General features: G+C 71.5%; 22 protein-coding genes and 1 pseudogene. 17 read left to right on the top strand and 6 right to left on the bottom strand.

Annotation, left to right across the window (positions count from 1 at the left end; genetic code table 11):
* Positions 1 to 142: 142 nt before the first annotated feature.
* From ACZ63F_RS24415 to ACZ63F_RS24400, 4 genes are read right to left on the bottom strand one after another with little or no spacing between them, the layout of a single operon-like run.
* Positions 143 to 1,177: a LacI family DNA-binding transcriptional regulator gene (locus ACZ63F_RS24415; protein WP_469713695.1), complete on the bottom strand. Its 1,035-nt coding sequence runs from the start codon at positions 1,175 to 1,177 to the stop codon at positions 143 to 145.
* Positions 1,174 to 2,079, bottom strand: coding sequence for a carbohydrate ABC transporter permease (locus ACZ63F_RS24410; RefSeq protein ID WP_469713694.1), 906 nt, complete (start codon positions 2,077 to 2,079; stop codon positions 1,174 to 1,176). Before ACZ63F_RS24410 ends, ACZ63F_RS24415 begins: the two co-directional genes overlap by 4 nt.
* Positions 2,076 to 3,002 (bottom strand): carbohydrate ABC transporter permease, encoded by a 927-nt coding sequence (locus ACZ63F_RS24405; protein ID WP_469713693.1) that lies wholly within the window; start codon positions 3,000 to 3,002, stop codon positions 2,076 to 2,078. Before ACZ63F_RS24405 ends, ACZ63F_RS24410 begins: the two co-directional genes overlap by 4 nt.
* Positions 2,999 to 4,318 (bottom strand): ABC transporter substrate-binding protein, encoded by a 1,320-nt coding sequence (locus tag ACZ63F_RS24400; RefSeq protein WP_469713692.1) that lies wholly within the window; start codon positions 4,316 to 4,318, stop codon positions 2,999 to 3,001. The genes ACZ63F_RS24405 and ACZ63F_RS24400 overlap by 4 nt, the downstream gene beginning before the upstream one ends.
* Before the next feature lie 237 nt (positions 4,319 to 4,555).
* Between ACZ63F_RS24400 and ACZ63F_RS24395 the strand changes: the two genes are divergently transcribed.
* The 15 genes from ACZ63F_RS24395 (at position 4,556) to ACZ63F_RS24325 (ending at position 20,680) form a co-directional block, all read left to right on the top strand.
* On the top strand, positions 4,556 to 6,577 hold the full coding sequence (locus ACZ63F_RS24395; RefSeq protein WP_469713691.1) for a beta-galactosidase: 2,022 nt from the start codon (positions 4,556 to 4,558) through the stop codon (positions 6,575 to 6,577).
* Between the two features lie 152 nt (positions 6,578 to 6,729).
* Entirely contained in the window at positions 6,730 to 8,289 is a 1,560-nt protein-coding gene (locus ACZ63F_RS24390; RefSeq protein ID WP_469713689.1) for a glycosyl hydrolase 53 family protein, read from the top strand.
* A 207-nt stretch (positions 8,290 to 8,496) separates the two neighbouring features.
* Positions 8,497 to 8,784 carry an ArsR family transcriptional regulator gene (locus ACZ63F_RS24385; protein ID WP_469713687.1) on the top strand — a complete coding sequence of 96 codons (288 nt, stop codon included), beginning with the start codon at positions 8,497 to 8,499 and terminating at the stop codon, positions 8,782 to 8,784.
* A 29-nt stretch (positions 8,785 to 8,813) separates the two neighbouring features.
* On the top strand, positions 8,814 to 9,767 hold the full coding sequence (locus tag ACZ63F_RS24380) for an SMP-30/gluconolactonase/LRE family protein (protein ID WP_469713685.1): 954 nt from the start codon (positions 8,814 to 8,816) through the stop codon (positions 9,765 to 9,767).
* Positions 9,768 to 9,837: 70 nt separating this feature from the next.
* On the top strand, positions 9,838 to 10,299 hold the full coding sequence (gene crcB / locus ACZ63F_RS24375; protein ID WP_469713684.1) for a fluoride efflux transporter CrcB: 462 nt from the start codon (positions 9,838 to 9,840) through the stop codon (positions 10,297 to 10,299).
* Positions 10,296 to 10,676 carry a DUF190 domain-containing protein gene (locus ACZ63F_RS24370; protein WP_469713683.1) on the top strand — a complete coding sequence of 127 codons (381 nt, stop codon included), beginning with the start codon at positions 10,296 to 10,298 and terminating at the stop codon, positions 10,674 to 10,676. The genes crcB (ACZ63F_RS24375) and ACZ63F_RS24370 overlap by 4 nt, the downstream gene beginning before the upstream one ends.
* Positions 10,673 to 11,047 (top strand): fluoride efflux transporter CrcB, encoded by a 375-nt coding sequence (crcB, locus tag ACZ63F_RS24365; RefSeq protein ID WP_469713681.1) that lies wholly within the window; start codon positions 10,673 to 10,675, stop codon positions 11,045 to 11,047. The genes ACZ63F_RS24370 and crcB (ACZ63F_RS24365) overlap by 4 nt, the downstream gene beginning before the upstream one ends.
* A 72-nt stretch (positions 11,048 to 11,119) precedes the next feature.
* Positions 11,120 to 11,956: an undecaprenyl-diphosphate phosphatase gene (locus ACZ63F_RS24360; protein ID WP_469713680.1), complete on the top strand. Its 837-nt coding sequence runs from the start codon at positions 11,120 to 11,122 to the stop codon at positions 11,954 to 11,956.
* Between the two features lie 183 nt (positions 11,957 to 12,139).
* Positions 12,140 to 12,817, top strand: coding sequence for a FadR/GntR family transcriptional regulator (locus ACZ63F_RS24355; protein WP_469713972.1), 678 nt, complete (start codon positions 12,140 to 12,142; stop codon positions 12,815 to 12,817).
* Complete coding sequence (locus ACZ63F_RS24350; protein WP_469713678.1) at positions 12,814 to 14,253, top strand: amino acid permease; 1,440 nt, start codon at positions 12,814 to 12,816, stop codon at positions 14,251 to 14,253. Before ACZ63F_RS24355 ends, ACZ63F_RS24350 begins: the two co-directional genes overlap by 4 nt.
* A gap of 43 nt (positions 14,254 to 14,296) precedes the next feature.
* On the top strand, positions 14,297 to 15,307 hold the full coding sequence (locus ACZ63F_RS24345) for an asparaginase (protein WP_469713677.1): 1,011 nt from the start codon (positions 14,297 to 14,299) through the stop codon (positions 15,305 to 15,307).
* Positions 15,308 to 15,442: 135 nt separating this feature from the next.
* The gene (aspA, locus tag ACZ63F_RS24340; protein ID WP_469713676.1) at positions 15,443 to 16,858 is read left to right on the top strand and encodes an aspartate ammonia-lyase; all 1,416 of its coding nucleotides are present in this window, start codon (positions 15,443 to 15,445) and stop codon (positions 16,856 to 16,858) included.
* Between the two features lie 36 nt (positions 16,859 to 16,894).
* Positions 16,895 to 17,833: a glutaminase gene (locus ACZ63F_RS24335; protein ID WP_469713674.1), complete on the top strand. Its 939-nt coding sequence runs from the start codon at positions 16,895 to 16,897 to the stop codon at positions 17,831 to 17,833.
* 103 nt (positions 17,834 to 17,936) lie between these two features.
* Complete coding sequence (gene mptB, locus ACZ63F_RS24330; RefSeq protein ID WP_469713673.1) at positions 17,937 to 19,331, top strand: polyprenol phosphomannose-dependent alpha 1,6 mannosyltransferase MptB; 1,395 nt, start codon at positions 17,937 to 17,939, stop codon at positions 19,329 to 19,331.
* Positions 19,328 to 20,680, top strand: a complete 1,353-nt coding sequence (locus tag ACZ63F_RS24325; RefSeq protein ID WP_469713671.1) for a glycosyltransferase family 87 protein — start codon at positions 19,328 to 19,330, stop codon at positions 20,678 to 20,680. The genes mptB and ACZ63F_RS24325 overlap by 4 nt, the downstream gene beginning before the upstream one ends.
* An 89-nt stretch (positions 20,681 to 20,769) precedes the next feature.
* Here the strand turns inward: ACZ63F_RS24325 and ACZ63F_RS24320 are convergent.
* Positions 20,770 to 21,615: pseudogene (locus ACZ63F_RS24320) on the bottom strand (D-alanyl-D-alanine carboxypeptidase family protein); the annotation flags it as partial.
* A 121-nt stretch (positions 21,616 to 21,736) separates the two neighbouring features.
* A complete protein-coding gene (gene rho / locus ACZ63F_RS24315) occupies positions 21,737 to 22,885 on the bottom strand; it encodes a transcription termination factor Rho (RefSeq protein ID WP_469713670.1) in 1,149 nt (382 codons plus the stop codon).
* 456 nt (positions 22,886 to 23,341) lie between these two features.
* On the opposite strand from rho, the gene ACZ63F_RS24310 reads away from it, so the two are divergent.
* Positions 23,342 to 24,595, top strand: a complete 1,254-nt coding sequence (locus ACZ63F_RS24310) for a cytochrome P450 family protein (protein WP_469713668.1) — start codon at positions 23,342 to 23,344, stop codon at positions 24,593 to 24,595.
* A 123-nt stretch (positions 24,596 to 24,718) separates the two neighbouring features.
* Complete coding sequence (locus tag ACZ63F_RS24305; protein WP_469713667.1) at positions 24,719 to 25,489, top strand: SDR family NAD(P)-dependent oxidoreductase; 771 nt, start codon at positions 24,719 to 24,721, stop codon at positions 25,487 to 25,489.
* Positions 25,490 to 25,494 lie beyond the last annotated feature (5 nt).

The raw sequence follows: 25,494 nt of genomic DNA, 5'->3' as shown, positions 1-25,494 counted from the left end.
GGGCGGCACCCCACTGCTGTCTCCCGCCGCATGACCGGTGAAGGGATAGCGCCCCGAGGGGGCCCGAGGAACTGCGCGACCAGCCCCCACCGGGCCGCAGCCGCCCGACAACGCGCCCCGGCACCCCGGACCGCGCCCGGCCTCACGCAGACTCGCGTCGCACCAGCTCCGTCGGCAGGATCACCGCCGCCGGGTCCTCGCCCCCTATCTGCGCGAGCAGCACCCGGACCATCTCGGTGCTGATCCGGTCCCAGGGCTGGCGGATGGTGGTGAGCCGCGGGGTCACCGCGGTGGCCGCCGGGGAGTCGTCGAAACCACCGACGGCGATGTCATCCGGCACCCGCCGGCCGGCCCGCTGCAGCACCGCCAGCACGCCCTGTGCCATCAGGTCGGAGGCCACGAACACGGCGTCCAGGTCCGGCGCCTGCGCGAGCAGCCGCTCCGCCCCCGCCTCGCCGCTCGCCCTGCTGTAGTCCCCGGACACGACGAGCGCCTCGTCGATCGCGATGCCCGCCTCGGTGAGGACCTCCTTGTACCCGGCGAGCCGCTCCACCCCGCCCGGGGTGTCCAGCGGGCCGGTGATCATGCCGATCCGGCGCCGCCCCACGTCCAGCAGGTGCCGCACCATGTCCCGGGCACCGTCCCGGTCGTCGGCGGCCACGTAGCTCACCTTCGAGCCGAGCCCGATCGGCTTGCCGCAGGCCACCAGCGGCACGCCCGCCTCGCGCAGTTCCTCCGCGACCGGGTCACCGGAGTGGCTCGACACCAGCAGCACCCCGTCGACGTGCCCCGCGGTGATGTACCGGGTGATCCGCCGCCGTTCGTCCTTCGTGCCCGCCAGCATCAGGAGCACCGGGATGTCGTGACCGGCCAGCGCCTGCGTGCAACCGCTCAGCAGGACGTTGAAGTTGGGGTCCTCGAAGAACCGCTCCTGCGGCTCGGTCAGCAGGAAACCGACCGAGTCCGAACGTCCGGTGATCAGCGAGCGGGCGTGCCGGTTCACGACGTAACCCGTCCTGCGGATGGCGTCGTTGACCGCCTCCGCGGCGGCGGGGCTGACGTAGTGCCCGCCGTTGAGCACCCGCGAGACGGTGCCCCGTGAGACACCGGCCTCGCGCGCCACGTCATGGATCGTCGGCGGTTTGCGCCGGCCCCCCGTACCACTGCTCATGGTCATGACTTTACGGCCCCGGACAGCAGGTCAAGGCTCCAGAAGCGCTGAATGACCAGGAAGAGCGCGATCAGCGGCAGCACGGCCAGGAAGGCACCGGTGATCACCAGGGTGTACAGGGCCGGCGTGTTGGCGCCCTGTTCGAGGAGCGTGTACAGACCCAGGGTGAGCGGGAACCTCTCGTCGTCGCTGAGCATGATGTACGGCAGCAGGAAGTTGTTCCAGACGGCCACGAACTGGAACAGGAACACCGTGACCATGCCCGGGACCATCATCGGCAGCGCGATCCGGGTGAAGATCCGCCACTCGCCCGCGCCGTCCATCCGCCCGGCCTCCACCACGTCGGAGGGCACGGCCGCGGCCGCGTAGATCCGCGAGAGGTAGACGCCGTACGGGGCGAGGATCTGCGGCAGCAGCACGGACAGGTAGGAGTCCGTGAGGTTCGCCTTGGCGAGCAGCAGGTACTGCGGGATGGCGAGGATGACCGGCGGCATCAGCACGCCGGCGAGCAGCACGTTGAAGATCGTCTCGCGGCCGCGGAAGCGGTAGGTGGCGAGCGCGTAGCCGCTGAACGCGGACACGGCCGTCGACAGCAGGGCCCCCAGACCCGCGTAGAGGGCGGAGTTGCCCATCCAGTGCCAGTAGATGCCCCCGCGGTAGGCGTTGAGGGCCTTGAGGTTGTCCAGGAAACCGGTGCCGGGCAGGAAGGTGAACGTGGAGAACAGCTCGCTGCCGGACTTGGTGGAGGCGATCACCACCCAGGCCACCGGGAGGAGCGTGTAGACCGCGCCGAGGACGAGGGTGAGCGTCGGGATCAGGGCGATCCGGCGGCGCAGCGGCGGCCCCTGGGCGGTGCCGGGCGTCGTTCCGGCGGCCGGGGCGGCCTTGCGGACGGCAAGGGAACTCATGCCGGTGCCTCCTGCTTGTTGCGGCGGTTCGCGGCCCGCAGGAAGCCGAAGGACAGCACCAGCGTGGCCAGGGCGATCAGCGTCGCCTCGGCGGCCGCCGAGTAGATGTCCCCCTTGGCGAAGGCGTCCACGTACACCTTCATCAGCGGGCTCCAGGTCGTGTTGACCGAGTTGGTGAGGGGCTTGAGGGTGGTCGGCTCGTTGAAGACCTGGAGGGTCGCGATGATCGAGAAGAAGAAGGTCAGCACCAGCGAGGGCGCCACCATCGGGATCTTGATCCGCAGGGCGGTCTGCAGCGGCGTGGCGCCGTCCAGCTTCGCCGCCTCGTGGACCTCGGCCGGGATGGACCGCAGCGAGGTGTAGATGACGATCATGTTGAAGCCGGTGCCGCCCCAGACCGCGATGTTGGACAGGGCGAGGTACAGCGGGCCGCCGTCCAGCAGGTTCGGCTGCGGCAGGTGCAGCTTGTCGAGCACGTAGTAGAACGGGCTGACGTCCGGCAGGTACAGGAAGCCCCACAGCAGCGCGGCCACCACGCCGGGGATGGCGTACGGCAGGAAGATCGCGAGCCGGGTGAACGGGGCGAGCCGGACCCGCTCGGAGTCGAGCATCAGCGCGAACAGGAGGGCGAGGCCCAGCATCACCGGGACGACGATGCAGCCGTAGCCGAGGACGCGCAACGCACCGTCGTAGAACTCGTTGTCGGTGAGGGCGTCCTTGTAGTTCTCCAGGCCGGCCCAGACCTCGCTGCGGGCGCCGGCGCCCAGGCCGAGCCCGGACACGTGGACCTTGCGGAAGCTGAGCCAGACCGCGTACCCGATGGGCAGCGCGAAGAAGAGGGCGAAGAGGATCGTGGCGGGGAGAAGGAAGGCGTACGGGGCCCCCTTGACCCCGTACGGCTTCCGGACGGCGGGGCTGGTCACTGAGAGACCTCGAAGCCCTGCTTCTTCATGTCGGCCACCGTGTCGTCCTGCATCTTCCGCAGGGCGGCGGTGAAGTCCGACTTGTTCTTCGCGGCGGCGCCGAACGCGTCGTTGAAGGACGTGTACGCGACGTTCACGTTCGGGCCCCATGCGGACGGCGCCGTGGTCTTCGCGATCTCGGCGGCCTTGGTGTAGAAGTCCGGCTGGTTCGAGAAGTAGTCGGGGGACGTGGCGAAGGCGCCGCTGGTCTGGGCGTTCGTGGCGGCCGGGTAGATGCCGCTCTCCTTGGCCAGCGCGTTGAGCGCCTCGCCGTCGGTGTTCAGCCAGGCCGCGAACTTGGCGGCGGCCGCCTGGTGCCTGGAGTCGGTGGTGACGGCGGTGGAGGAGCCGCCCCAGCTGCCGGTGACGTTCTCGGACGCGGACCACTGGGGGAGCGGGGCCATGGCCCACTTGCCCTTGGTGTCGGGCGCGGCCGTGGTCAGCGTGCCCGGCGCCCACACCGCGGAGACCCAGGCGATCTGCTTGCCGGTGTCCAGGGCCTTGTTCCAGGCCGGGGTGTACATCGGCTGGTTGTCGATGACGCCCTCCTTGACCAGGCCGCCCCAGAACGTGGCGACCTTCTGGGTGGCAGCGTCGTCGATGGCGACCTTCCACTTGTCGCCGGAGGTGGTCCACCACTTGGCGCCGGCCTGCTGGGCGAGGCCCGCGAAGAGCCCGGAGTCGTTGGCGGAGAACGTGGTCAGGGCGAGGCCGGGTGCCTTCTTCTTCAGCTGACGGGCGTCATGGGCGAACTCGTCCCAGGTGGTCGGCACCTTGAGGCCGTACTTCTTGAAGAGGTCCGCACGGTAGTAGAACATCATCGGGCCGATGTCCTGCGGCACCGCGTACACCGCGTCCGTGCCCAGGGTGACCTGCTGCCAGACGCCGTCGGCGAACTCGGACCTGGCGTCGCCGACGCTCTTCGAGATGTCGGCGACCGCGTCGTTGCTGACCAGCGTCGGAAGCGCCTGGTACTCGGCCTGCACCAGGTCGGGGCCGTTCTTCGCCTTGTGCGCGGTGAGGATCTTGGTGACCAGTGTGTCGCCGGACGCCTGCTTCTTCACCGTGACGGTGATCCGGTCCTTCTTGCCCTCGCCCTTGTTCCACAGGTCCACGACCTTGTCCATACCGGGCGCCCAGGCCCAGTACGTCAGCGAGACCGGACCGGAGTCGGCCTTGCTGTCGTCGTCGGACGAGCCACAGGCGGCGAGGGCGGTGGCGCCGAGCGAGACGGCGACGAGGGTTGTCACGAGGCGACGGCGCTTCGTGTGCGGCATGGATCTCTCCCCTGACCTGGGTCCCCGCCCGTCGCGGGAACCTGCCATGCAGATGTGTGAGCGTTCTCAGACCCGGGTCATCGTCCGAGGCGAGTCCGTGTCCCGCTCTGTGAGCGTTCACAGTAGAGAAACATCCCGGACACTTGTCAATGGTTGTTGCTGTGCGGTTATGTTGGGCTCACGCCACGATCGATGTGTGTGAACGTTCCCAAATGATCGACCAAACGGGAGAGATCCATGCCGGACACCACCCCCAGGGGCCTGACCAGGCTCGCCTTCGGCGGTGACTACAACCCCGAGCAGTGGCCGGAAAGCGTCTGGCAGGAGGACGTCCGGCTGATGCGCGAGGCCGGTGTCACGATGGTGAGCGTCGGGATCTTCTCCTGGGCCCTGCTGGAGCCGGCGCCGGGGGAGTACGACTTCGGCTGGCTCGACCGGGTCCTGGACCTGCTCCACGAGAACGGCATCCGCGTCGACCTGGGCACCCCCACCGTCGCGCCGCCCGCCTGGTTCTACCGCGCCCACCCCGAGGCCCTGCCGGTCACCGCGGAGGGCGTGCGCTACGAGTTCGGCTCGCGCGGCGCCATCTGCCACTCCAACGCCGACTACCGCGCGGCGGCGGCGAACATCACCACCCGCCTCGCCGAGCGCTACGGTGAGCACCCGGCCCTCGCGCTGTGGCACGTCCACAACGAGTACGGCGTCCCGGTCTCGGCCTGCTACTGCGACTCGTGTGCCGCCCACTTCCGCCGCTGGCTGGCCGGCGCCCACGGCACCGTGGCGGCCGTCAACGAGGCCTGGGGCACGGCCTTCTGGGGCCAGCACTACACGGACCTGGCGCAGATCAACCCGCCCCGCCTCACCCCGACCGTCGGCAACCCGGGCCAGGCCCTGGACTACAAGCGGTTCACCGACGCCACCATCCGCGAGAACTTCCGCGCCGAGCGGGACATCCTGCACCGCCTCTCGCCCGGCGTCCCGGTGACCACCAACTTCATGACCGCCCTCAGCCAGTGCGACTCCATCGACTACTGGGCCTGGGGCCGCGAGGTCGACCTGGTCACCAACGACCACTACCTGATCACCGACGGCCGCCGCACCCACGTCAACCTCGCGATGGCCGCCGACCTCACCCGCTCGGTCGCCGGCGGCGCCCCCTGGCTGCTCCTGGAACACTCCACCTCGGGCGTCAACTGGCAGCCGCGCAACCCCGCCAAGGCCCCCGGCCAGATGGCCCGCAACTCCCTCGCGCACGTGGCCCGCGGCTCCGAGGGCGCCCTGTTCTTCCAGTGGCGGCAGTCCCGGCGCGGCGCCGAGAAGTTCCACTCCGCGATGCTCCCGCACGGCGGCACCGGGACCCGCGTCTGGCGCGAGGTCGTCGAACTCGGCGCCTCACTCGACTCGTTGAGCCAGATCCGCGGTACCCGCACCCGGGCCGACGTCGCCGTCCTGTGGGACTGGCAGTCCTGGTGGGCGCAGAACCTCCAGTGGCGCCCCAGCGAGGACCACGACCCGCGCGAACGCGCCGACGCCTTCTACGAGGCCCTCTACGACCACCACCTCACCGTCGACTTCGCCCACCCCGAAAGCGACTTGTCGGCCTATCCCCTTGTCGTTGTACCGGCCCTCTACCTGATGACCGAGGCGGCCGGCAACAACCTCCGCGAGTACGTGGGGAACGGCGGCACGCTCGTCGTCTCGTACTTCTCCGGGATCGTCGACGAGCACGACGCGGTCCACGAGGGCGCCTACCCGGGCCCTCTGCGCGAGACCCTCGGCCTCACGGTCGAGGAGTTCTCCCCGCTCCTGAAGGACCAGCGGGTGCGGCTGACCGGCCCGGACGGCTCGGAGCTGACCGGCGACGTGTGGACCGAGTTCGTCGTCCCGGGCACCGCCGAGACCGTCTGGAGCTACGCCGACGGCCTCACCGCCGGCCGCCCGGCGGTCACCCGGCACCGGCTGGGGGAGGGCGCCGCCTGGTACGTGTCGACGCGCCTGGACGCCCACGGCCTCGACGCGCTGCTCGGCCGGGCCGCCGAGGACGCCCGGATCGCGCCCCGCGCCGAACTGCCCCGCGACGTCGAGGTGGTCCGCCGCACCGGCGAGTCCGGCACCTTCCTGTTCGCGATCAACCACACCGCCACCGACGCCAAGGTGCCCCTGGAGGCGCACGGCACCGAACTGCTGACCGGCGAACGCGCCGCGGGCCGGCTCGCGGTCCCGGCGGGCGCCGTACGGGTCGTACGACTCGACGGCTGAACCGAGGCGCGGGCCCGGGGGCCGCCGTGCCCGCGCCCCACCGAGACCCCCCTCCGTCCGCGAGTGCCACGAGAGCCGCGGGCGGAGGGGCACTCCTCCGGCCCCGTCGGAGGACCCCCTCCCCAGTCACGTCGAAGGGACGACGGACGATGATGTTCCATCCCAGACGCACCCTCAGAGCCCTGCTGCTGCCGCTCCTGGCCGGGCTCGCCCTCACCGCCCTCCCCGCGCAGACCGCCCAGGCGGCGAGCACCCTCACCAACGGCGGCTTCGAATCGGACGGTGCGGGCGTGGCCACGCCCACCGGCTGGTCGGAGTACGGCGACACGGGCGCCTCGTACACCGAGTCCGGTGGCCACGGCGGGAGTTACCGGCTGAGCCACTACTCGGCCTCCGCCTACAAGGTGGAGACCTACCAGTACCTGTCGGGGCTGACCAACGGAAACTACACGCTCACCGCCTGGACCCGCTCCAGCGGCGGGCAGAACTCCGCCTACATATCCCTGAAGAACTGCGGCAGTTCGGACCAGAAGACCGACCTGCCGGTCTCCACCAGCAGCTGGGTGCGGATCGTCACCTCGATCGCGGTCACCGACAACCAGTGCACGATCAGCATCTACTCGGACGCCAACGCGGGCAACTGGATCAACGTGGACGACCTGACCTTCGCGTCCGGGTCGATCGGCCTGTCCGTCAAGGGCGCCGACATCTCGTCACTGGCCAAGAGCGAGGCCAAGGGCGGGGTCTACAAGACCAGTTCCGGCACCACCGGGGACGCGGTCACCATCCTCAGGAACGCCGGGATGAACTACGCGCGCCTGAAGGTCTGGGTCAACCCGGCCGACGGCTACAACGACAAGGCGCACGTCCTGGCCATGGCCAAGCGGATCAAGGCCGCCGGCATGAAGCTGCTGGTCGACTTCCACTACTCGGACACCTGGGCCGACCCGGGCGCCCAGACCAAGCCCGCCGCCTGGGCGAACGACTCCTACAGCCGGCTGAAGACCGACGTGTACAACCACACGTACGACGTCCTCAACGCGCTGAAGGCCCAGGGCACCACCGCCGACATGGTCCAGATCGGCAACGAGATCAACGGCGGCATGCTCTGGTCCGAGGGCTCCACCGACAACTGGTCCCAGCTGGCCGGCCTGATCAACTCCGGCTACAGCGCGGCCAAGGCGGTCTCCTCCGCCACCCAGGTCGCCCTGCACCTGGCCAACGCGGGCGACGACGCCACGGTCCGCTGGTGGTTCGACAACGCCAGGACCTACGGGATCGACTACGACGTGATCGGGCTGTCCTACTACGGCTACTGGCACGGTTCGTTGGCCGCCGCCCAGACCACCCTGGACGACGTGGCGTCCCGCTACTCCAAGCCCGTCTTCGTCGCCGAGACCGCCTACCCGTTCACCCTCGCCCAGGACGACTCGCTGGAGAACCAGATCGACACCAGCAGTGAACTGGTCACCGGCTACCCGGCCACCGCCGCGGGGCAGCTGGCCTGGATGAACGCCGTCGCGAACATCGTCGAGGCCGTCCCGAACGGCCGCGGTCTCGGCGTCTTCTACTGGGAGGCGACCTGGACCGCCGTCACCGGCAACGGCTGGGACCCGACCGACGCCACGTCCGGCAACGGCTGGGAGAACCAGGCCCTGTTCGGCTACGACGACAAGGCGCTGTCCTCCATGGCGTGGTTCAGCCACCGCTGAACCACCACTGACGGGGGCCCGGCCACAAGGGGACGGCCGGGCCCCTCCGCCGGGTCCCGCAGCTGCTCCGCGGGCAAGGCGCCGACCGGCCGAACTCGTACGGTCGTTCGGTCTCGGACATCGCGCGCGACTCCCTCACGTGGGGGCTTCGGCTGCGCGACAGTGGGAACAGACACTGCGAGGAGGCAGGGACGGGAGGCCGGTCGGATGCTGAGGAACGCCGCGAGCGCAAGCCGCCTGGAGATTCTGGACTGGCTCAAGGACCCGGCGGCCCACTTCCCGCCCCAGCGCCACGCCGACCTCGTCGAGGACGGCGTCACCGTCCGGGCCGTCGCCGCCAAGCTCGGGGTCTCCCGCAAGGTCGCCGGCACCCATCTGGGCCTGCTGACCAGCCTCGGCCTGCTCCGCACCAAGCGCATCCGGCACCGGGTCCACTACCGGCGCGACGAGATCCGGATCGCCGAAGTGGCCCGGATGTTCGAGAAGGGCTGGTGAGAGCGGTTACTCCTGCCACCATGGGTCCCATGGACCGACCCACGCGCCTCGTCCCCCTCCACTACGTAGCCGTCGGCGGCCGGGGTCCGGAGGACGTGGTGACGCATCCCGACGGCGGGGTGCTGACCGGCGTCGAGGACGGCCGCATCCTGCGCCTGGACGGCCTCGGCGACCCGGACACCGCCCGGGTCCGCACGCTGGCCCGGACCGGCGGCCGCCCGCTCGGGCTCGACCTCCTCCCCGACGGCGACCTGCTGGTCTGCGACGCGGAACGCGGCCTGCTGCGCGTCGGGCTCGCCGACGGCACCGTCCACGTCCTCGCCGACACGGTCGAGGGGGAGCCGCTGCGGTTCGCGAGCAACGTGGTCGCCCTGCCCGACGGCACCGTGTACTTCACCGCCTCCAGCCGCCGGTTCCCCCTCGGCCAGTGGATCGGCGACATCGTCGAGCACAGCGGCACCGGCCGCCTGCTGCGCCTCGCACCGGGTGCGCGCACGGCCGAAGTGGCCTGGGAGGGCTTCCAGTTCGCCAACGGGCTGACCGTGAGCGGCGACGGCACCTTCCTGATCGTGGCCGAGACCGGCGGCTACCGCCTCAGCCGCTACTGGCTCACCGGCCCGCGCACCGGCCGCGCCGAGTTCTTCGCCGAGCTGCCCGGCATGCCCGACAACATCTGGCGCGACGGCGACCTCGTCTGGGTCGCCCTGGCAGGCCCGCGCAACCCCCCGCTCGACGTCTTCCACCGCAGCCCCCTCGCGGTCCGCCGTGCGGCCGCCCGCGCCGCCGTGCACGCCCCCTACCGCCCGGTCGGCACCGTCGCCGTCCTCGCCCTCGACGACCACGGCCGGGTCGTCCACCACCTCGCCCGCCGCAACTCCGGCTTCCGCATGGTCACCAGCGTCTGCCGGACCGGCCGCCACCTCGTCCTCGGCAGCGTCTGGGAGCCCGGCATCGCCGTCTGCGCGGCCCCCACCGCGAAGTGACCGCCGGGTACGCCTGGCGGTACCCTGAGGCACCCGTCAGGGGGCGGTGCCGAACAGGAGACGTACGACCATGACAGCCCCGGAAGCCGAGAGCCTCCGCGTCCCGCCGGCCCCCCGGCGGCGGCCCGAGTGGCGTGCCCAGGCCCCGGTCGTCGCGGTGGTCGCCGCCGGTGGCGCACTCGGCGCCGTGGCCCGCTACGCCCTCGCCCTGGCCCTGCCCACGGCCGCCGGGGGATTCCCCTGGGCGACCTTCTGGACGAACGTCGTCGGCTGCGCGGTGATCGGGGCGTTCCTGGTCCTGATCACCGAGGGACTCCCCGCGCACCGCCTGGTGCGCCCCTTCTTCGGCACCGGTGTCCTCGGCGGCTTCACCACCTTCTCGACCTACGCCGTCGACATCCAGAAACTCGTCGACCACGGCCGGCCCGCGGTCGGGCTCGCCTATCTCGCCGCGACCCTGTGCGCCGCCCTCGCGGCGGTGTGGTGCGCGGCCACCGTGACCCGCCGTGTCCTCACCCGGAGGCAGCGATGACGAGACTGACCGGACGCGCCCTGCGCCTGACCGTCTACATCGGCGAGGACGACATCCGGCACCACAAGCCCCTCTACACGGAGATCGTGCACCGTGCCCACGCGGCCGGACTCGCGGGCGCCAGCGTCTTCCGGGGCATCGAGGGCTTCGGCGCCTCCTCCCGCATCCACACCTCCCGGCTGCTGTCGCTGAGCGAGGACCTGCCGGTGGCGGTCGTCGTCGTGGACACGGAGGAGCGGATCCGGGCGTTCCTGCCGCAGCTCGACGAACTGGTGACCGAGGGACTTGTGACCCTGGACGACTGCGAGGTCATCCGGTACGTCGGGCGGGCCGAGGAAAACGGCGAATCGGACGTGAAGGGTAAGAACTCGTTGTGAACTGGCTGCTGGTGGTCCTCGGCGCCATGGCCGGTGCTCCACTGCGTTACCTCACCGACCGCGCCGTCCAGGCCAGGCACGACTCCGTGTTCCCCTGGGGTACTTTCGTGGTGAACGTCAGCGGCTGCCTGATCCTGGGCCTGCTGACCGGCGCGGCCTCCGCGGGCGCCGCGAGTCCACATCTCCAGCTGCTGCTGGGCACCGGGCTGTGCGGGGCACTGACGACGTACTCGACGTTCTCCTACGAGACCCTCCGGCTGACCGAGACCGGCGCCGGGCTCTACGCTGCCGCCAACGTCGTCGCGAGCCTCGTGGCGGGGCTCGGGGCGGCCTTCGCCGCAGTGGCGATCGCCCAAGCGGTGTGGGGCTAGGACTTGCCTCGAACCCCACCGTTGTAAGACTGTCTACAGCACTGTCGACCAAACTCTGCAGAACTGGATCCCATGAGCGCCATCTCTGTCGGCCAGGCCGCCATCCTCGGGGTAGTCGAGGGGGTGACCGAGTTCCTCCCGGTGTCCTCCACCGGTCACCTCAAGATCACCGAGGGGCTCATGAACATCCCCGTCGACGACCAGTCCGTCGTCGGGTTCTCCGCCGTCATCCAGGTCGGCGCCATCGCCGCCGTGCTGGTGTACTTCTTCAAGGACATCAAGCGGATCGTCTCCGCCTGGGGCCGGGGACTGGCCAACAAGAACGAGCGCTACCACCACGACTACAAGTTCGCCTGGTGGGTCATCTACGCGACCATCCCGATCGTCCTGGTGGGCCTCGCCGCCAAGCCGCTGATCGACGGCCCGCTCGCCTCCCTCTGGGTGGTGGCCGGCTCGCTGATCGTGGGCTCCGGCGTGATGTGGTGCGCGGACCAGATGGGCCGCCACAAGCGCGGTGAGGACGACACCTCCTTCAAGGACGCGATGCTGGTCGGCTGCTCGCAGATCCTCGCCCTGCTCTTCCCCGGCTTCTCCCGGTCCGGTGCCACCATGTCCACCGCGCTCATCCTGGACCTGGACCGGGTCGCCGCCACCCGCCTCTCCTTCTTCCTCGGCATCCCGGCCCTGACCGGCGCCGGCATCTACGAGCTCAAGGACGCCCTCGGTGCGGGCGTGGGCGCCGCCCCGCTGGCCGTGGGCACGATCGTCTCCTTCGTGGTCGCCTACGCCTCCATCGCCTGGCTGCTGAAGTTCGTCGCCAAGCACTCCTTCAACGCGTTCGTGATCTACCGGATCGTGATCGGCCTGGCGGTCTTCGGCCTGCTCGCCACGGGCACCATCAACGCCTGACCGGTCGCCGTCCCGGGAGTCGCCGCTCCGCCACGGGGTGTGATGCCTGCATTCAGGCGTCGCACCCCGTGAATGTTTCTTTTCTCGACACCTTGACAGCCTCGTGCCGCAACCCGGACCATCTCACTCGTGAACCTGTCAGACAGCCCGACAGCCGGACAGCCCCTGCGCCGCGTGAGCGCCATGGAGGCCGTGCTGGCGCACCTGCGCGGCGCCATCGAGCGTGGCGAGTACGCGGTCGGCGACAAGCTCCCCTCCGAGGCGGAGCTCTGCCGCACCCTGGAGATCAGCAGGCCCGTCCTGCGCGAGGCCCTGCGGGCCCTGCAGACGATGGGCCTGACCGTCTCCAAGACCGGCAAGGGCACCTTCGTGGTCGCGAGCGCCGTCGAGGACCCGACCTTCGGCGACTACGCGGCCAGCGACCTCCTCGAGGTGCGCCGGCACATCGAGATCCCGGTCGCCGGGTACGCGGCGCTGCGCCGCACCCCGGAGAACCTGGACCACCTGGCCCACCTGCTCGACCGCATGGAGCGGGAGACGGACACCACCGCGTGGGTCGCGATGGACACCCTCTTCCACCTCGCCGTGGCCGAGGCCGCCCAGAACCCGGTCTTCCGCCGGGTCATCGAGGAGATCCGGGACGCACTGGCGCGTCAGTCGGCCTTCCTCAACGAGCTGGGCGGCCGCCGCGAGCAGTCCAACCGGGAGCACCGGGCCATCGTCGAAGCGCTGATGGACGGTTCCGAGACCGACGCCGTGGACGCCATGAGCCACCACCTGGACCGCGTCGAGACCACCCTCACCCACATCGTGCGCCCCGCGCGCACGGACCAGCACCAGGAAGGCGGAACCGAGGCGTGAGCGAACAGCACCTCAAAGACGAGACGCGCCCCTCGTCCCGTCATGTCGACGCCGGGGACCACGGCTACAGCAAGTCGCTGAAGCACCGGCACGTCAACATGATCGCCATCGGCGGCGCCATCGGCACCGGCCTCTTCCTCGGCGCCGGCGGCCGCCTCGCCGACGCCGGCCCCTCGCTCTTCGTCGCGTACGCGGTCTGCGGCGTCTTCGCGTTCCTCGTCGTGCGCGCCCTCGGCGAGCTCGTCCTGTACCGCCCGTCCTCCGGCGCCTTCGTGTCGTACGCCCGGGAGTTCCTCGGCGAGAAGGGCGCCTACACCGCGGGCTGGATGTACTTCCTGAACTGGGCGACCACGGGCATCGCCGACATCACCGCGGTCGCCACCTACACCCACTACTGGGGCATGTTCTCCGACATCCCCCAGTGGGTGATCGCGCTCATAGCCCTGGCGGTCGTCCTGACCGTGAACCTGATCTCGGTGAAGATCTTCGGCGAACTGGAGTTCTGGTTCGCGATCGTCAAGGTCAGCGCCCTGGTGATCTTCATGGTCATCGGCATCTTCCTGCTGGTCACCCAGCACCCCGTCGACGGCGCGACCCCCGGCCCGTCCCTGATCACCGACAACGGCGGCGTCTTCCCCAACGGCCTGCTGCCGATGCTGCTGATCATCCAGGGCGTGGTCTTCGCCTACGCCTCGGTCGAACTGGTCGGCGTCGCCGCGGGCGAGACCGAGAACCCCGAGAAGATCATGCCCAAGGCGATCAACTCGATCATGTGGCGCGTGGGCCTCTTCTACGTCGGCTCGGTCGTCCTGCTCTCGATGCTGCTGCCCTGGAACAAGTACACGGCGGGCCAGAGCCCCTTCGTCACCGTGCTCTCCCACATCGGCGTCCCCGCCGCCGGCGGCGTGATGAACCTCGTCGTCCTCACCGCGGCCATGTCCTCGCTCAACTCCGGCCTCTACTCGACGGGCCGCATCCTGCGCTCCATGGCCGTCAACGGCTCCGCCCCGAAGTTCACCGCGAGGATGAGCCGCACCCAGGTCCCCTACGGCGGCATCCTGCTCACCAGCGGCATCTGCGTCCTCGGCGTCGGGCTCAACTTCGTGGTCCCCGCCGACGCGTTCGAGATCGTCCTCAACTTCGCCGCGATCGGCATCCTCGCCACCTGGGGCATGATCATGCTCTGTCACCTGCTGTTCTGGCGGAAGACCCAGAACGGCGAACTCACCCGCCCCGGCTACCGACTGCCGGGCTCTCCCTGGACCGAGATCGTGACGCTGGCGTTCCTCGCCGCCGTCCTGGTCCTGATGTACGCCGACGGCGGCGCCGGACGCACCACCGTGCTGTGCCTGCCGCTGATCGTCGCCGCGCTGGTCGCCGGCTGGTACGCCATCCGCGGCCGCCTCGCGCGCCCGTCCACCGGAACCGACGCGTGACCCGCGAACCGGTCCCTCCCACCTCACCCGAGACCAGGCAGTGATGTACAGCAGTTCCCCCGCGGACCCACCCGTCGTCCGTGCACCCCTCCACGCCCCCGTCGCCCACCTCGTCCGCGGCGGGGTCGTCGAGGGCATCCACTACGGCTCCGTCGTCGTCCTCGGCGCCGACGGGCAGGTCCAGTTCCAGCTCGGCGACATCGAGGCCGCGTTCTACCCGCGCTCGGCCCTCAAGCCCGTCCAGGCCGTGGCCATGCTGCGGGCCGGGCTGCCCCTCGACGGCGACCTGCTCTCGCTGGCCGCCGCCAGCCACTCCGGCGAGGAGCGGCACCTCGCCGGGACCCGGCGCATCCTCGGCCTCGCCGGACTGACCGAGGCCGACCTGCGCAACGTGCCCGACATGCCGTACGGGCCCGCGGTGCGGGACGAGTGGGTCCGTGAGGGCCGGGAGCCGTCCCGCCTCGCCCAGAACTGCTCCGGCAAGCATGCGGCGATGCTGTGGACGGCGAAGCTGAACGGGTGGTCCCTGGAGGACTACCTGGAGCCGGAGCACCCGCTCCAGCAGGCGATCGCCGAGATCGTCGAGGACCTGACCGGGCAGCGGGTGGCCGCAACGACTGTGGACGGCTGCGGGGCACCGCTGTTCTCCGTCTCGCTGCACGGGCTGGCGCGCGCGGTGTCGCGGATCGTCACCGCCGCGCCGGGCACGCCCGAGGCGCGGGTCGCCGACGCGATGCGGGAGCACGCCGAGATGGCGTCCGGTGCCGGGCGTGACGTGGCCGCGCTGATGGCGGCCGTGCCGGGACTGCTGGCCAAGGACGGCTTCGAGGGCGTCGAGGTCGCGGCGCTGCCGGACGGGCGGGCCGTGGCCGTGAAGATCTCCGACGGGGCGGACCGGGCGCGGGTTCCGGTGGCCGCCGCGGCGCTGGCGCGGGCCGGGGTTGATCCGGAGCTGCTGAGCGGGTTCGCCGGTGAGGCGTTGCTCGGCGGTGGGCGAGAGGTCGGGCGTGTGCGGCCCGTTCGATCGCTGGAGCCGGTTTCGGTTTGCGCCTAGTGGGGCGGGCCGACTTGTCGGTCGGCGGCTGCGGGCCGGTTGTGGCCGGTCGCGCAGTTCCCCGCGCCCCTGACGGGGTGCTTCAGCCCCGGTCTTGAAAAGTTCACTCCCTCCGAAAGAGGAAAACCCACCCTCATGACCACCACCGTCGTCACCCGAAGCGAACACGACCTGCTCGGTGACCGTGACGTGCCCGCCGACGCCTACTGGGGCGTGCACACCCTGCGTGCCACCGAGAACTTTCCGATCACAGGCATGACGATCTCCGCCTACCCACATCTGATCGACGCCCTGGCCGCCGTCAAGGAGGCCGCCGCGCTCGCCAACGAGGAGCTGGGGCTGCTGGCGCCGGAGAAGGCCGCCGCGATCGTGACCGCCTGCCGGGAGATACGGGCCGGCAAGCTGCACGACCAGTTCGTCGTCGACGTCATCCAGGGCGGTGCCGGGACGTCGACGAACATGAACGCCAACGAGGTCGTGGCGAACCGGGCGCTGGAGCTGATGGGGCACCGGAAGGGGGAGTACCGGCACCTGCACCCCAACGAGGACGTCAACCTCGGCCAGTCGACCAACGACGTCTACCCGACCGCCGTCAAGATCGCGACCGTGTTCGCGGTGCGCGGGCTGCTCAAGGCGATGGCGGTGCTCCAGGACTCCTTCGGGCGCAAGGCCGTCGAGTTCCGTGACGTGCTCAAGATGGGCCGTACGCAGTTGCAGGACGCGGTGCCGATGACGCTCGGGCAGGAGTTCTCGACGTTCGCCGTGATGCTGGACGAGGACCGCAGCCGGCTCGCCGAGGCCGTCGAGCTGATCCATGAGATCAATCTGGGTGCGACCGCGATCGGGACCGGGCTCAACGCGCCCGCCGGATATGCCGAGTCGGCCCGCCGGCACCTCGCCGGGATCACCGGGCTGCCACTGGTCACCGCCGCCAACCTGGTGGAGGCGACCCAGGACTGCGGGGCGTTCGTCCAGATGTCCGGGGTGCTCAAGCGGATCGCGGTCAAGCTGAGCAAGAGCTGCAACGACCTGCGGCTGCTGTCCTCCGGACCGCGTGCGGGGCTCGGCGAGATCAACCTTCCGCCCGTACAGGCCGGTTCGTCGATCATGCCGGGCAAGGTCAACCCGGTGATCCCCGAGGTCGTCAACCAGGTCGCCTTCGAGGTCATCGGCAACGACGTCGCCATCACCATGGCCGCCGAGGCCGGGCAGCTCCAGCTGAACGCCTTCGAGCCGATCATCCTGCACTCCCTGTCGGAGAGCATCACCCACCTGCGCAACGCCTGCCTCACGCTGGCGGAGCGGTGCGTCGACGGCATCACCGCCGACACCGAGGTGCTGCGGGCGACGGTCGAGAACTCCATCGGCCTGGTCACCGCCCTCAACCCGTACATCGGGTACACGGCGGCCACCGACATCGCCAAGGAGGCCCTCGCCACCGGCCGGGGCGTCGCCGAACTGGTGCTGGAGAAGGGTCTGTTGCCCGCCGACCGGCTCGCCGGCCTGCTGCGTCCCGAGGTCGTCGCCGGCACCGGCTCCCCCCTGGCCTGACCTGCGGCTGCGCGCCAGGACCGGTCCGGAGGCACAATGGTGATCATGACAATGACGTCGTCCCGAGCCTTCCTGCCGGTCCTGGAGCGGATCGCCGAGGAGATAGGCCGCACGCCGGGGCGCGGCCGCCCGGCCGACTACATCCCGGCGCTCGCCGCCTGCGACCCCCGCAGCTTCGGCATGGCCGTGGCCGAGCTGGACGGCACCGTCTACGGCGTGGGCGACTGGCGGCAGCCGTTCTCCACGCAGTCGATCACCAAGGTCTTCACCCTCGCCCTCGACCTGGCCCGCGAGGGCGACGAACTCTGGGAACACGTCGGCCGCGAACCCTCCGGCAACCCCTTCAACTCCCTGGTCCAGCTGGAGTACGAGAACGGCATCCCGCGCAACCCGTTCATCAACGCGGGCGCGCTCGTCGTCACCGACCGCCTCCAGACCCGTACCGCGGACGCGGCCGGCGAGCTCCTGGCCTTCCTGCGCGCCGAGAGCGGCAACCCCTCCCTGGACTTCGACAAGGAAGTGGCCGCCTCCGAGTCCCAGCACGGCGACCGCAACGCCGCGCTGGCCCACTTCATGGCCTCCTACGGCAACATCGACAACGACATCCCGGTCCTCCTCGACCAGTACTTCCGCCAGTGCTCCGTCGCCGCCTCCTGCGCCGACCTGGCCCTCGCCACCACGTTCCTGGCCCGCCACGGCATCCGCGCCGACGGCACCCGCCTGCTCACCAGAAGCCAGGCGAAACAGGTCAACGCGGTGATGCTGACGTGCGGGACGTACGACGCGGCGGGCGACTTCGCCTACCGGGTCGGCCTGCCGGGCAAGAGCGGAGTCGGCGGCGGGATCATCGCCGTGGTACCGGGCCGTTGCACACTGTGCGTGTGGAGCCCCGGTCTGGACGAGCGGGGCAACTCGGTGGCGGGGGTGGCGGCGCTGGACCGCTTCACGACGCTCACGGGGCTGTCGGTCTTCTAGAGGCGCGGCCCCACCACCCACAGGTAACAACCAGGCCCCTCCCAAGAAAACACCCCGTCGCTTTCCGGCCACCCGCAATTGACACGCTGACCCAGTGTTGGCCATGGCTTTCCCCGTCGATCTACGCCGCTGCCAGGTTCTGGGCCTGGCCGGCACCGCCTTCCTGGCCCTGGGAGGTGAGACAGCCGGCGCCCTGCCCGTGGAGGATCTGCTCGCACCCAGCTCCGTGCAGGCGGCGTTCGGCCTGGTCGGGGTGTACTTCGGCGTCGTGCTGCTGATCGCGGCCTGGCTGCTGCTGGGCCGCCTCGTGCGCGGCGCCGAACCGCCCACCCCGCGGCAGCTGTTGCTCGTCCTCGCCGTCTGGGCGGCCCCGCTGCTGCTGGCGCCCCCGCTGTTCAGCCGGGACGTGTACAGCTACCTCGCGCAGGGCGCCATGGTCGACGCGCACATGGACGTCTACACCTCGGGACCCGCCCAGCTCGGCGGCCCGCTGGCCGACGAGGTCGCCCCGGTGTGGCAGAACACGGCCGCGCCCTACGGCCCGGCGTTCATGGGCGTGGCCTCGCTGCTGTCCGGGCTGACCCGCGGTGAACTCCCCGCCGGGCTATTCGGGATGCGGCTGGTCGCCCTGCTCGGCGTCGGCCTGATGGCGGCCGCACTGCCGCGGCTCGCCCGGCACAGCGGCGCCGACCCGGCCGCCGCGCTCTGGCTCGGCGCCCTCAACCCGCTGGTCCTGCTGCACCTGGTCGCCGGCGCCCACAACGACGCCATCATGCTCGGTCTGCTCGGCCTCGGCCTGGTCGCGGCGCTCGGCCGCTGGCCGGTCCTGGGAGCCGTGCTCGTCACCCTCGCGGCGCTGGTCAAGGCACCCGCCGCGCTCGGCCTGCTCGCGGTGATCGCCGTACAGGCCCGCAGGGGCCGCAGTCCCGTGCGGGCCACCCTGACGACGGTGGTGGCGTCCGGGGCGACGACGGTGGTGGCGACCGCCGTCGCCGGGACCGGGTACGGGTGGATAAGGGCGCTCGACACGCCCGTCTCCCCGCACAACTGGGCGCTCAGCAGCCTGCTCGGCCGGGCCACGGGCCGGATCCTCGAACACTTCGGCAGCGACCTCGCGCCGTTCGCCGTACCGGCCTGGCACCTGCTCGGGCTCGCGCTCACCGCGGTGACCGTGCTCCTGATATGGGTCCGGCTGCGGCCCCGCCCGGTCTACGCCCTGGGCCTGAGCCTGGCCGCCGTCGCCGCCTTCGGGCCTGCGATCCGCCCCTGGTACGCCATCTGGGGCCTGTTCCTGATAGCGGCCGCGGCGCCCAGCACCTCGGTACGGCACCGGGTGGCGGCGGTCACCGGCGTGCTCGCCCTCGCCGTGCTGCCCAGCGGTGGCCCCGCGGACATCGGCCAGCTGGTCCTCGCGGTCTCCGGCGGGGTGCTCGGCGTGGTCGTGCTCTGGCAGGCCCACCAGGCCGCGCAGGCCCCGGCCGTGGGACGTACGGCATGAGGGGCCCGACGAGACCGCGGACCGACCGCGGGCGGCTGCTGCTCGTCCTGCTCCTCGTCGCCGCCGTGACCGTGTTCACGGCCACCGTGCCGCTGCTGCGCGACTGGTTCGACCTGCGGGTGTACTACGGCACCGTGCACACCTGGGTGCACCACGGCGGCCGGATCTACGACTACCGGGTGCCGGGCACGACGTACGGGTTCACGTATCCGCCGTTCGCCGCGGTCGGCATGCTGCCGATGGCGCTGGTGGGGCTGCACCTGGCCATCGCGGCATCGCTGCTGCTGAACCTGGCCGCGCTGGCGTTCGTGCTGCGCATCCTGGCCGGACCCGGCTGGCGGCGCTGGGGCTGGTACCGGTGGGCGCTCGCGCTCTGCGCACTGGCGCTGTTCGAGCCGTTGCGGGACACGTTCAGCTTCGGCCAGGTGAACCTGATACTGCTCGCCCTGGTGCTCGCTGACTGCTGCCTGCTGCGCAGCGGGCGGGGCCGCTGGGCCGGGATCGGGATCGGGCTCGCCGCCGCGATCAAGCTCACCCCGGCCCTGTTCATCCTCATGCTGCTGATCGGCCGCAAGTGGCGGGCGGCCGGTGTCGCCACGGCCGTGGCGCTCGCCGCGACCGGGCTCGCGGCCTGGGCCGACCCGAGGGCGTCCCGCTTCTACTGGACCCAGGCCCTCTGGGACACCAGCAGGGTCGGCCGGCTCGACTACGTCTCGAACCAGTCGCTGCAGGGCGTGCTGGCCCGGCTGGGCCATCCGGACAAGCCGCTGTGGGCGATCCTGGTGCTGCTCACCCTGGCCGTGTGGGCGTGGCGGACGCGGAAAGCCGTCGCGGCCGGCGACTGGACGGCCGCCTTCGCGCTCACCGGCCTCGCCGCCTGCCTGGTCAGCCCGATCACCTGGGTGCACCACCTGGTGTGGGTGCTGCCGTCGTTCGTGCTCCTGGCACGCGCCGGGTACCCGCGGACCGCGGGCGCCCTCTATGCGGTGATGTGCACCAGCGTGGTGTGGCTGTGGTTCGACGACGCGTCCGGCATCGGCGGGTTCCTCGGCAGCAACCTCTACACCTGGATCACGCTGGGCCTGCTCCTCGGCCTGCCGGCCGGTCAGTCCCGGCCGGCGCGCTCACCCCTGAGCCGTACCGCAAGGGTGACGGCGCCCGCGCCGAACACCGCGAACCCGGTGACGAGGGCGGTCTCCCACCAGTCGGAGTCGTCTGCGGGTGCCGTGGCCGCCGCCACCGGTACGGTGCTCGGGCCCGGCCGGGGCCGCGGCCTGGGCCGCAGACCGTCCAGCGAGCCGACCGGGTCGACCCGTCCGGCCGCCTCGAAACCCCAGTCGAGCAGCTGACGGGCCTCGTCGTACACGCCGCCGTCCTGAGGGTTCATCACCGTCACGAGGAGGGTGCGCCCGCCGCGCCGGGCGGCGGCCACGAGGGTGTTGCCGGCGTTGGTGGTGTAGCCGTTCTTGATCCCGATCAGGCCGGGGTACCGCCCCACACCGTCCGCGCCGGTGAGCAGCCGGTTGGTGTTCTCGATGCCGAACGACCAGCCGGTGCCGTCGGGGAAGCGGGCCTCGGCGGTGGAGCAGTACCGGGCGAAGTCGGGGTTGCGCAGCCCCTCCCGGCCGAACACCGCGAGGTCGAAGGCGGAGGAGACCTGCCCCGGCGCGTCGTAGCCGTCGGGGGACCTGACCTGGGTGTCGAGGGCGCCCAGGGAGCGGGCGTTGGCCTGCATCCGGGCGGTGGTGCGCTGCCAGCCGCCGTCGAGCGCGGCCAGCACGTGCACGGCGTCGTTCCCGGAGCTGAGGAAGACCCCGCGCCACAGGTCGGACACCTGGTAGGTGTGGCCGGCCTCCACGCCGACCACGCTGCTGTCCTCGGGGACGTCCGCCAGTTCCCGGGACGTCACGCGGTGCGGGAGGTCGGCGGGCAGGACGGGCAGCACGGTGAGCGCGAACAGGGTCTTGAGGGTGCTGGCCGGCGGCAGCTGGCGGTGTGCGTGGCTGGCCGCCAGCACCTGACCGGTGTCCGCGTCGGCGACCAGCCAGGAGAGCGCGGAGAGGTCCGGGAGCTCCGGGGCCCCGGGGTGCGGCCGCACCTGCGTGCCGGAGTGGTAGAGCAGAGACGGTCCGGGCACCACCGCCCTCGGGGGCGGGGCCGGGTCGAGCGCCGCGGTGCCGGCGGCGGCCGTGCCGGGTGTCAGCGCCAGCAGGCCCGCCAGGCAGACGGAGCAGGTGGTCACCGCCGCTCGCCGCGGGAATCGGTCAGGGAATCCGATCGTCATATGATCAACGTAGGAATGGGGGCGGTGTCCGGCGCGCTGCCAGGGCCGGACGGAGGCCGTGAGCAACCCGGATGCCGCACGCCGGGCCCCGCCGTGCGCCTCCTGGCGGGGGCGCCCGGGGTCAGCCCGCAGGGAGGGTCGGCTGCACGCGCCGCAGGAAGGCCGCGTTGTCCGGGGTCTCCCGCAGCCGCTCCAGGAGCGTCTCCAGGCCGCCCGGGGCGCCCTCCCGGCTCTGCAGGGCCCGGCGCAGTCCGCGGACGGCGGTCAACTCGGCCGGGGTGAGCAGGAGTTCCTCGCGGCGGGTGCCGGAGGGGGCGATGTCGACGGCCGGGAAGACCCGCCGGGAGGCCAGCTCGCGGTCCAGGCGCAGCTCCATGTTGCCGGTGCTCTTCAGCTCCTCGAAGAAGTAGCCGTCGGCGCGGGAGCCGGTGTCCACCAGGACGGTGGCGAGGATGGTGAGCGAACCGCCCTCCTCGGCCTTGCGGGCGGCGCCGAAGAAACGCTTCGGGCCGAGCAGCGCGCCGGCGTCGACTCCGCCGCTGAGGGTGCGGCCGTTGGAGGCGGCCGCGTTGTTGTGGGCCCGGCACAGCCGGGTCAGGGAGTCGAGAAGGATGACGACGTCCTTGCCCTCCTCGACCAGCCGCTTGGCGCGCTCGACGACGAGTTCGGCGAGGGCGATGTGCTCCTTGGCGGGCCGGTCGAAGGTGGAGGCGTACACCTCGCCGCGCACCGAGCGCCGCATGTCGGTGACTTCCTCCGGGCGCTCGTCGAGCAGCAGCACCATGAGGTGGCACTCCGGGTGGTTGCCGGCGACGGCGGCCGCGAACTGCTGGAGCAGCACGGTCTTGCCGGTCTTCGGCGGGGCCACGATCAGCCCGCGCTGCCCCTTGCCGACGGGTGCGAACAGGTCGGTGACCCGTCCGGCGAGCCCGGCGGCGGGGTGTTCCAGGCGGATCCGCTCATGCGGGTGCAGCGGGGTGAGCTCGCGGAAGTGACGGCGGCCGCGCAGTTCGTCGGGCGTCCGGCCGTTGACGCGTGTGACCTCGGTCAGCGTGCGCCGGTCGCCGCGGACGCCCTCGACGAGGTCGCCCTTGCGCAGGCCGTGCCGGCGGATCAGCGCCGGCGGGACCTGCGGGTCGGCGGGGGAGGGCAGGCAGCTCGGGGCCCGCAGCTGCCCCTTCCCGCCCGCGTCGATGTCGAGGACACCGGTGACGGGGCGGGCGGCCGGCCGGTCCTGCTGCTGTACCGGGGGTTCGAGAGCGGTGGTCATGAGAGGTGGTCCTTTCGCGGACGGAAGACATGGGTGAAGGGGGGAGTGGGCCGCGAGCGGGAGGGCGTGTGCGCAGACCTCCGTGCGGCGGAGAACGGCACCTCGGGAACGGCGGGAACGCCCTGGTCACGAGGTGGTGCTGAGAAGCCGGCGGGCCGGTCGGGAAGCGACGGGCGATGCGGCTGGAGGAGTGGAACCGGCACTCGGCGCCCGATGGGAAGGCGCTCACACGTGCTGATCGCACTATACCCGGGGTTCCACGATCGTCAACATGGCACCGGGCGCCGGTATTCCCGCTGACCGCTGACCAGTGACCACTGGCCGCTGTCTGTGGCGAGCTGTCCGTGGCCCGCCGCTCCGTGCCGGTCCGCACTGGCCGGGAAAAGCTGCTTCCCACGGGCCCGGGGGCGCCTACGATCGGCGGTGTCCGTGTCGTTGCGCTGTCAGGAGCCCCTGGTGGAGACCCCGCCCGTGCCGTACCGCCCGGACCCGGCCGGCGGCTGCCCGCACGCCGCCAACGCCCGGCTGCTGGCGCGCGGTGCCGTGACCCCGGTCGTGCTGCCCGGTGGCGTCGAGGGCATGGCCGTGCTCGGGCACGAGGCGCTCAGGGAGTTCCTCCAGCATCCCGGAGTAGCCAAGGACGCCCGGCACTTCACGCAGCTCCGGGAAGGCCGCATCCCAACGGGCTGGCCCTTGCTGACCTTCGCCACCGTGCGCGGGATGACCACCGCCGACGGCGCCGACCACCGCAGACTGCGCGGACTGGTCAGCCGGGCCTTCACCCCGCGCCGGGTCGAGGAACTCCGGCCCCGGATCGCGGAGTTGACCGACACCCTCCTCGACGACCTCGACCGGGCCGCGGCCGACGGTGACGGCGTCGCCGATCTGCGCCGGTACTTCGCGCTGCCGCTGCCCCTGGGCGTCATCGGTGAACTCCTCGGCGTGGACGCCGAGTTCCGCGACCGGCTGCACCACCTGACCAACCAGGTCGTCGCCACCGACATCAAACCGGCCGAGGCCGTCGCCGCCAACCGGGAACTGGCCGGCGTCCTCTCAGCCGTCGCCGCCGCCCGCGCCGGACACCCCGGCGACGACCTCACCAGCGCCCTGATCGCCGCCCGCGACGAGGACGGCGACCGGCTCAGCCAGGAGGAGCTGATCGGCACCCTGGTCCTGATGATCATCGCCGGGCACGAGACCACCCTCAACCTGATCACCAATGCGGTGCGCGCCCTGTGCGGCCACCGCGACCAGCTCGAACTCGTCCGCAAGGGCGACGCGACCTGGGCGGACGTGGTGGAGGAGACGCTGCGCTGGGACGCGCCGGTCAGCTACTTCCCCTTTCGCTACCCGGTGCGCGACCTCACCGTCGACGGGACGGTGATCCCGGCGGGCACCCCGGTGCTGGCCGGCTACTCGGCCGCCGGACGCGACCCGGCCGCGCACGGCCCCGACGCCGACCGGTTCGACGTCACCCGGCCCGCCCGCCCCGACGCCGCCCGCCACCTCTCCCTCGGCCACGGCGCCCACTACTGCCTGGGCGCCCCGCTGGCCCGCCTGGAGGCCACGGTCGCCCTGCAGCGGCTCTTCGGCCGCTTCCCGGCCCTGGACCTGGCCGTCCCCGAGGACCGACTCGCCCGGCAGGCCAGCTTCGTCGGCAACAGCGTGCGCGCCCTCCCGGTGCGGCCGCGCCCGCGGCCCGGCGGCTGAGCCGCATACCAGCCATACGAACCCCCGATGGCGTTTCGCTGACGCATTTCTTGTTCTGGCCATAGGCCCTACCTACGCTGCCACCACCGCACTTCGGCGGCATGGACAAGGGACTTCGCAATCATGGGTCGACTGGCCGGAAAAATCGCTTTCATCAGTGGAACGGGGGCTGGAATCGGCCGGGCCGCGGCACAGGTGTTCGCGGCGGAGGGCGCCACCGTATTCGGCTGCGACATCGACGAGAAGAGCGCCGCAAAAACCGTGGAACTCGTCGAGAAGGCCGACGGTGTCATGCGTTCCCTGGCGCCGGTCGACCTCTCCACCGAGGCCGGGGCGCGGGAGTGGATCGAGGCCGGGATCGCGGAATTCGGCGGGGTCGACATCCTCTACAACAACGCCTCCGCCCTGCGGAACGGCCCCTTCGAGACGCTGCCCGCCGAGGACTGGTACTTCACCATCAGGAACGAGCTCGACATCCCCTACTTCTGCACCCGGGCGGCCTGGCCGCACCTGGTGGCACGGGGCGGCGGGGCCGTCCTGAACGTCGCCTCCGTGGCCGCCGTGCGCGGCGCGCCGTTCCTGCCGATGGTGCCGCACGGCGCCGCCAAGGGCGGGGTCCTCGCGATGAGCAAGCACCTGTGCGCGGCCGGCGCCCCGCACCGCATCCGCGTCAACACCATCGCCCCCGGCATGACCCGCACCGCGGCCACCGCACCCTTCCTCGACGACCCGAACGGCCCGAAGGCGCAGCTGGAGGCGCGGATCCCGGTCGGCCGGGTGGGACAGCCCGAGGACATCGCCCGCGCGGCCGCCTTCCTCTGCTCCGACGAGGCCGCCTTCGTCAACGGCGCGAATCTCATGGTCGACGGCGGCGACAGCGCGATGGCGGGCTGAGCGCG

The organism is Streptomyces sp. NPDC104761 (genome assembly GCF_055583445.1).
Note: the sequence above shows the minus strand (reverse complement) of the source record. Positions and strands in the feature narration are given on the sequence as shown.

Coding starts and splice junctions, on each gene's coding strand:
- ACZ63F_RS24415 (WP_469713695.1), bottom strand. CDS start 1,177: ATGACCATGAGCAGTGGTACGGGGGGCCGGCGCAAACCGCCGACGATC.
- ACZ63F_RS24410 (WP_469713694.1), bottom strand. CDS start 2,079: ATGAGTTCCCTTGCCGTCCGCAAGGCCGCCCCGGCCGCCGGAACGACG.
- ACZ63F_RS24400 (WP_469713692.1), bottom strand. CDS start 4,318: ATGCCGCACACGAAGCGCCGTCGCCTCGTGACAACCCTCGTCGCCGTC.
- ACZ63F_RS24395 (WP_469713691.1), top strand. CDS start 4,556: ATGCCGGACACCACCCCCAGGGGCCTGACCAGGCTCGCCTTCGGCGGT.
- ACZ63F_RS24390 (WP_469713689.1), top strand. CDS start 6,730: ATGTTCCATCCCAGACGCACCCTCAGAGCCCTGCTGCTGCCGCTCCTG.
- ACZ63F_RS24385 (WP_469713687.1), top strand. CDS start 8,497: ATGCTGAGGAACGCCGCGAGCGCAAGCCGCCTGGAGATTCTGGACTGG.
- ACZ63F_RS24380 (WP_469713685.1), top strand. CDS start 8,814: ATGGACCGACCCACGCGCCTCGTCCCCCTCCACTACGTAGCCGTCGGC.
- crcB (WP_469713684.1), top strand. CDS start 9,838: ATGACAGCCCCGGAAGCCGAGAGCCTCCGCGTCCCGCCGGCCCCCCGG.
- ACZ63F_RS24370 (WP_469713683.1), top strand. CDS start 10,296: ATGACGAGACTGACCGGACGCGCCCTGCGCCTGACCGTCTACATCGGC.
- ACZ63F_RS24360 (WP_469713680.1), top strand. CDS start 11,120: ATGAGCGCCATCTCTGTCGGCCAGGCCGCCATCCTCGGGGTAGTCGAG.
- ACZ63F_RS24355 (WP_469713972.1), top strand. CDS start 12,140: ATGGAGGCCGTGCTGGCGCACCTGCGCGGCGCCATCGAGCGTGGCGAG.
- ACZ63F_RS24345 (WP_469713677.1), top strand. CDS start 14,297: ATGTACAGCAGTTCCCCCGCGGACCCACCCGTCGTCCGTGCACCCCTC.
- aspA (WP_469713676.1), top strand. CDS start 15,443: ATGACCACCACCGTCGTCACCCGAAGCGAACACGACCTGCTCGGTGAC.
- ACZ63F_RS24335 (WP_469713674.1), top strand. CDS start 16,895: ATGGTGATCATGACAATGACGTCGTCCCGAGCCTTCCTGCCGGTCCTG.
- mptB (WP_469713673.1), top strand. CDS start 17,937: ATGGCTTTCCCCGTCGATCTACGCCGCTGCCAGGTTCTGGGCCTGGCC.
- ACZ63F_RS24325 (WP_469713671.1), top strand. CDS start 19,328: ATGAGGGGCCCGACGAGACCGCGGACCGACCGCGGGCGGCTGCTGCTC.
- rho (WP_469713670.1), bottom strand. CDS start 22,885: ATGACCACCGCTCTCGAACCCCCGGTACAGCAGCAGGACCGGCCGGCC.
- ACZ63F_RS24305 (WP_469713667.1), top strand. CDS start 24,719: ATGGGTCGACTGGCCGGAAAAATCGCTTTCATCAGTGGAACGGGGGCT.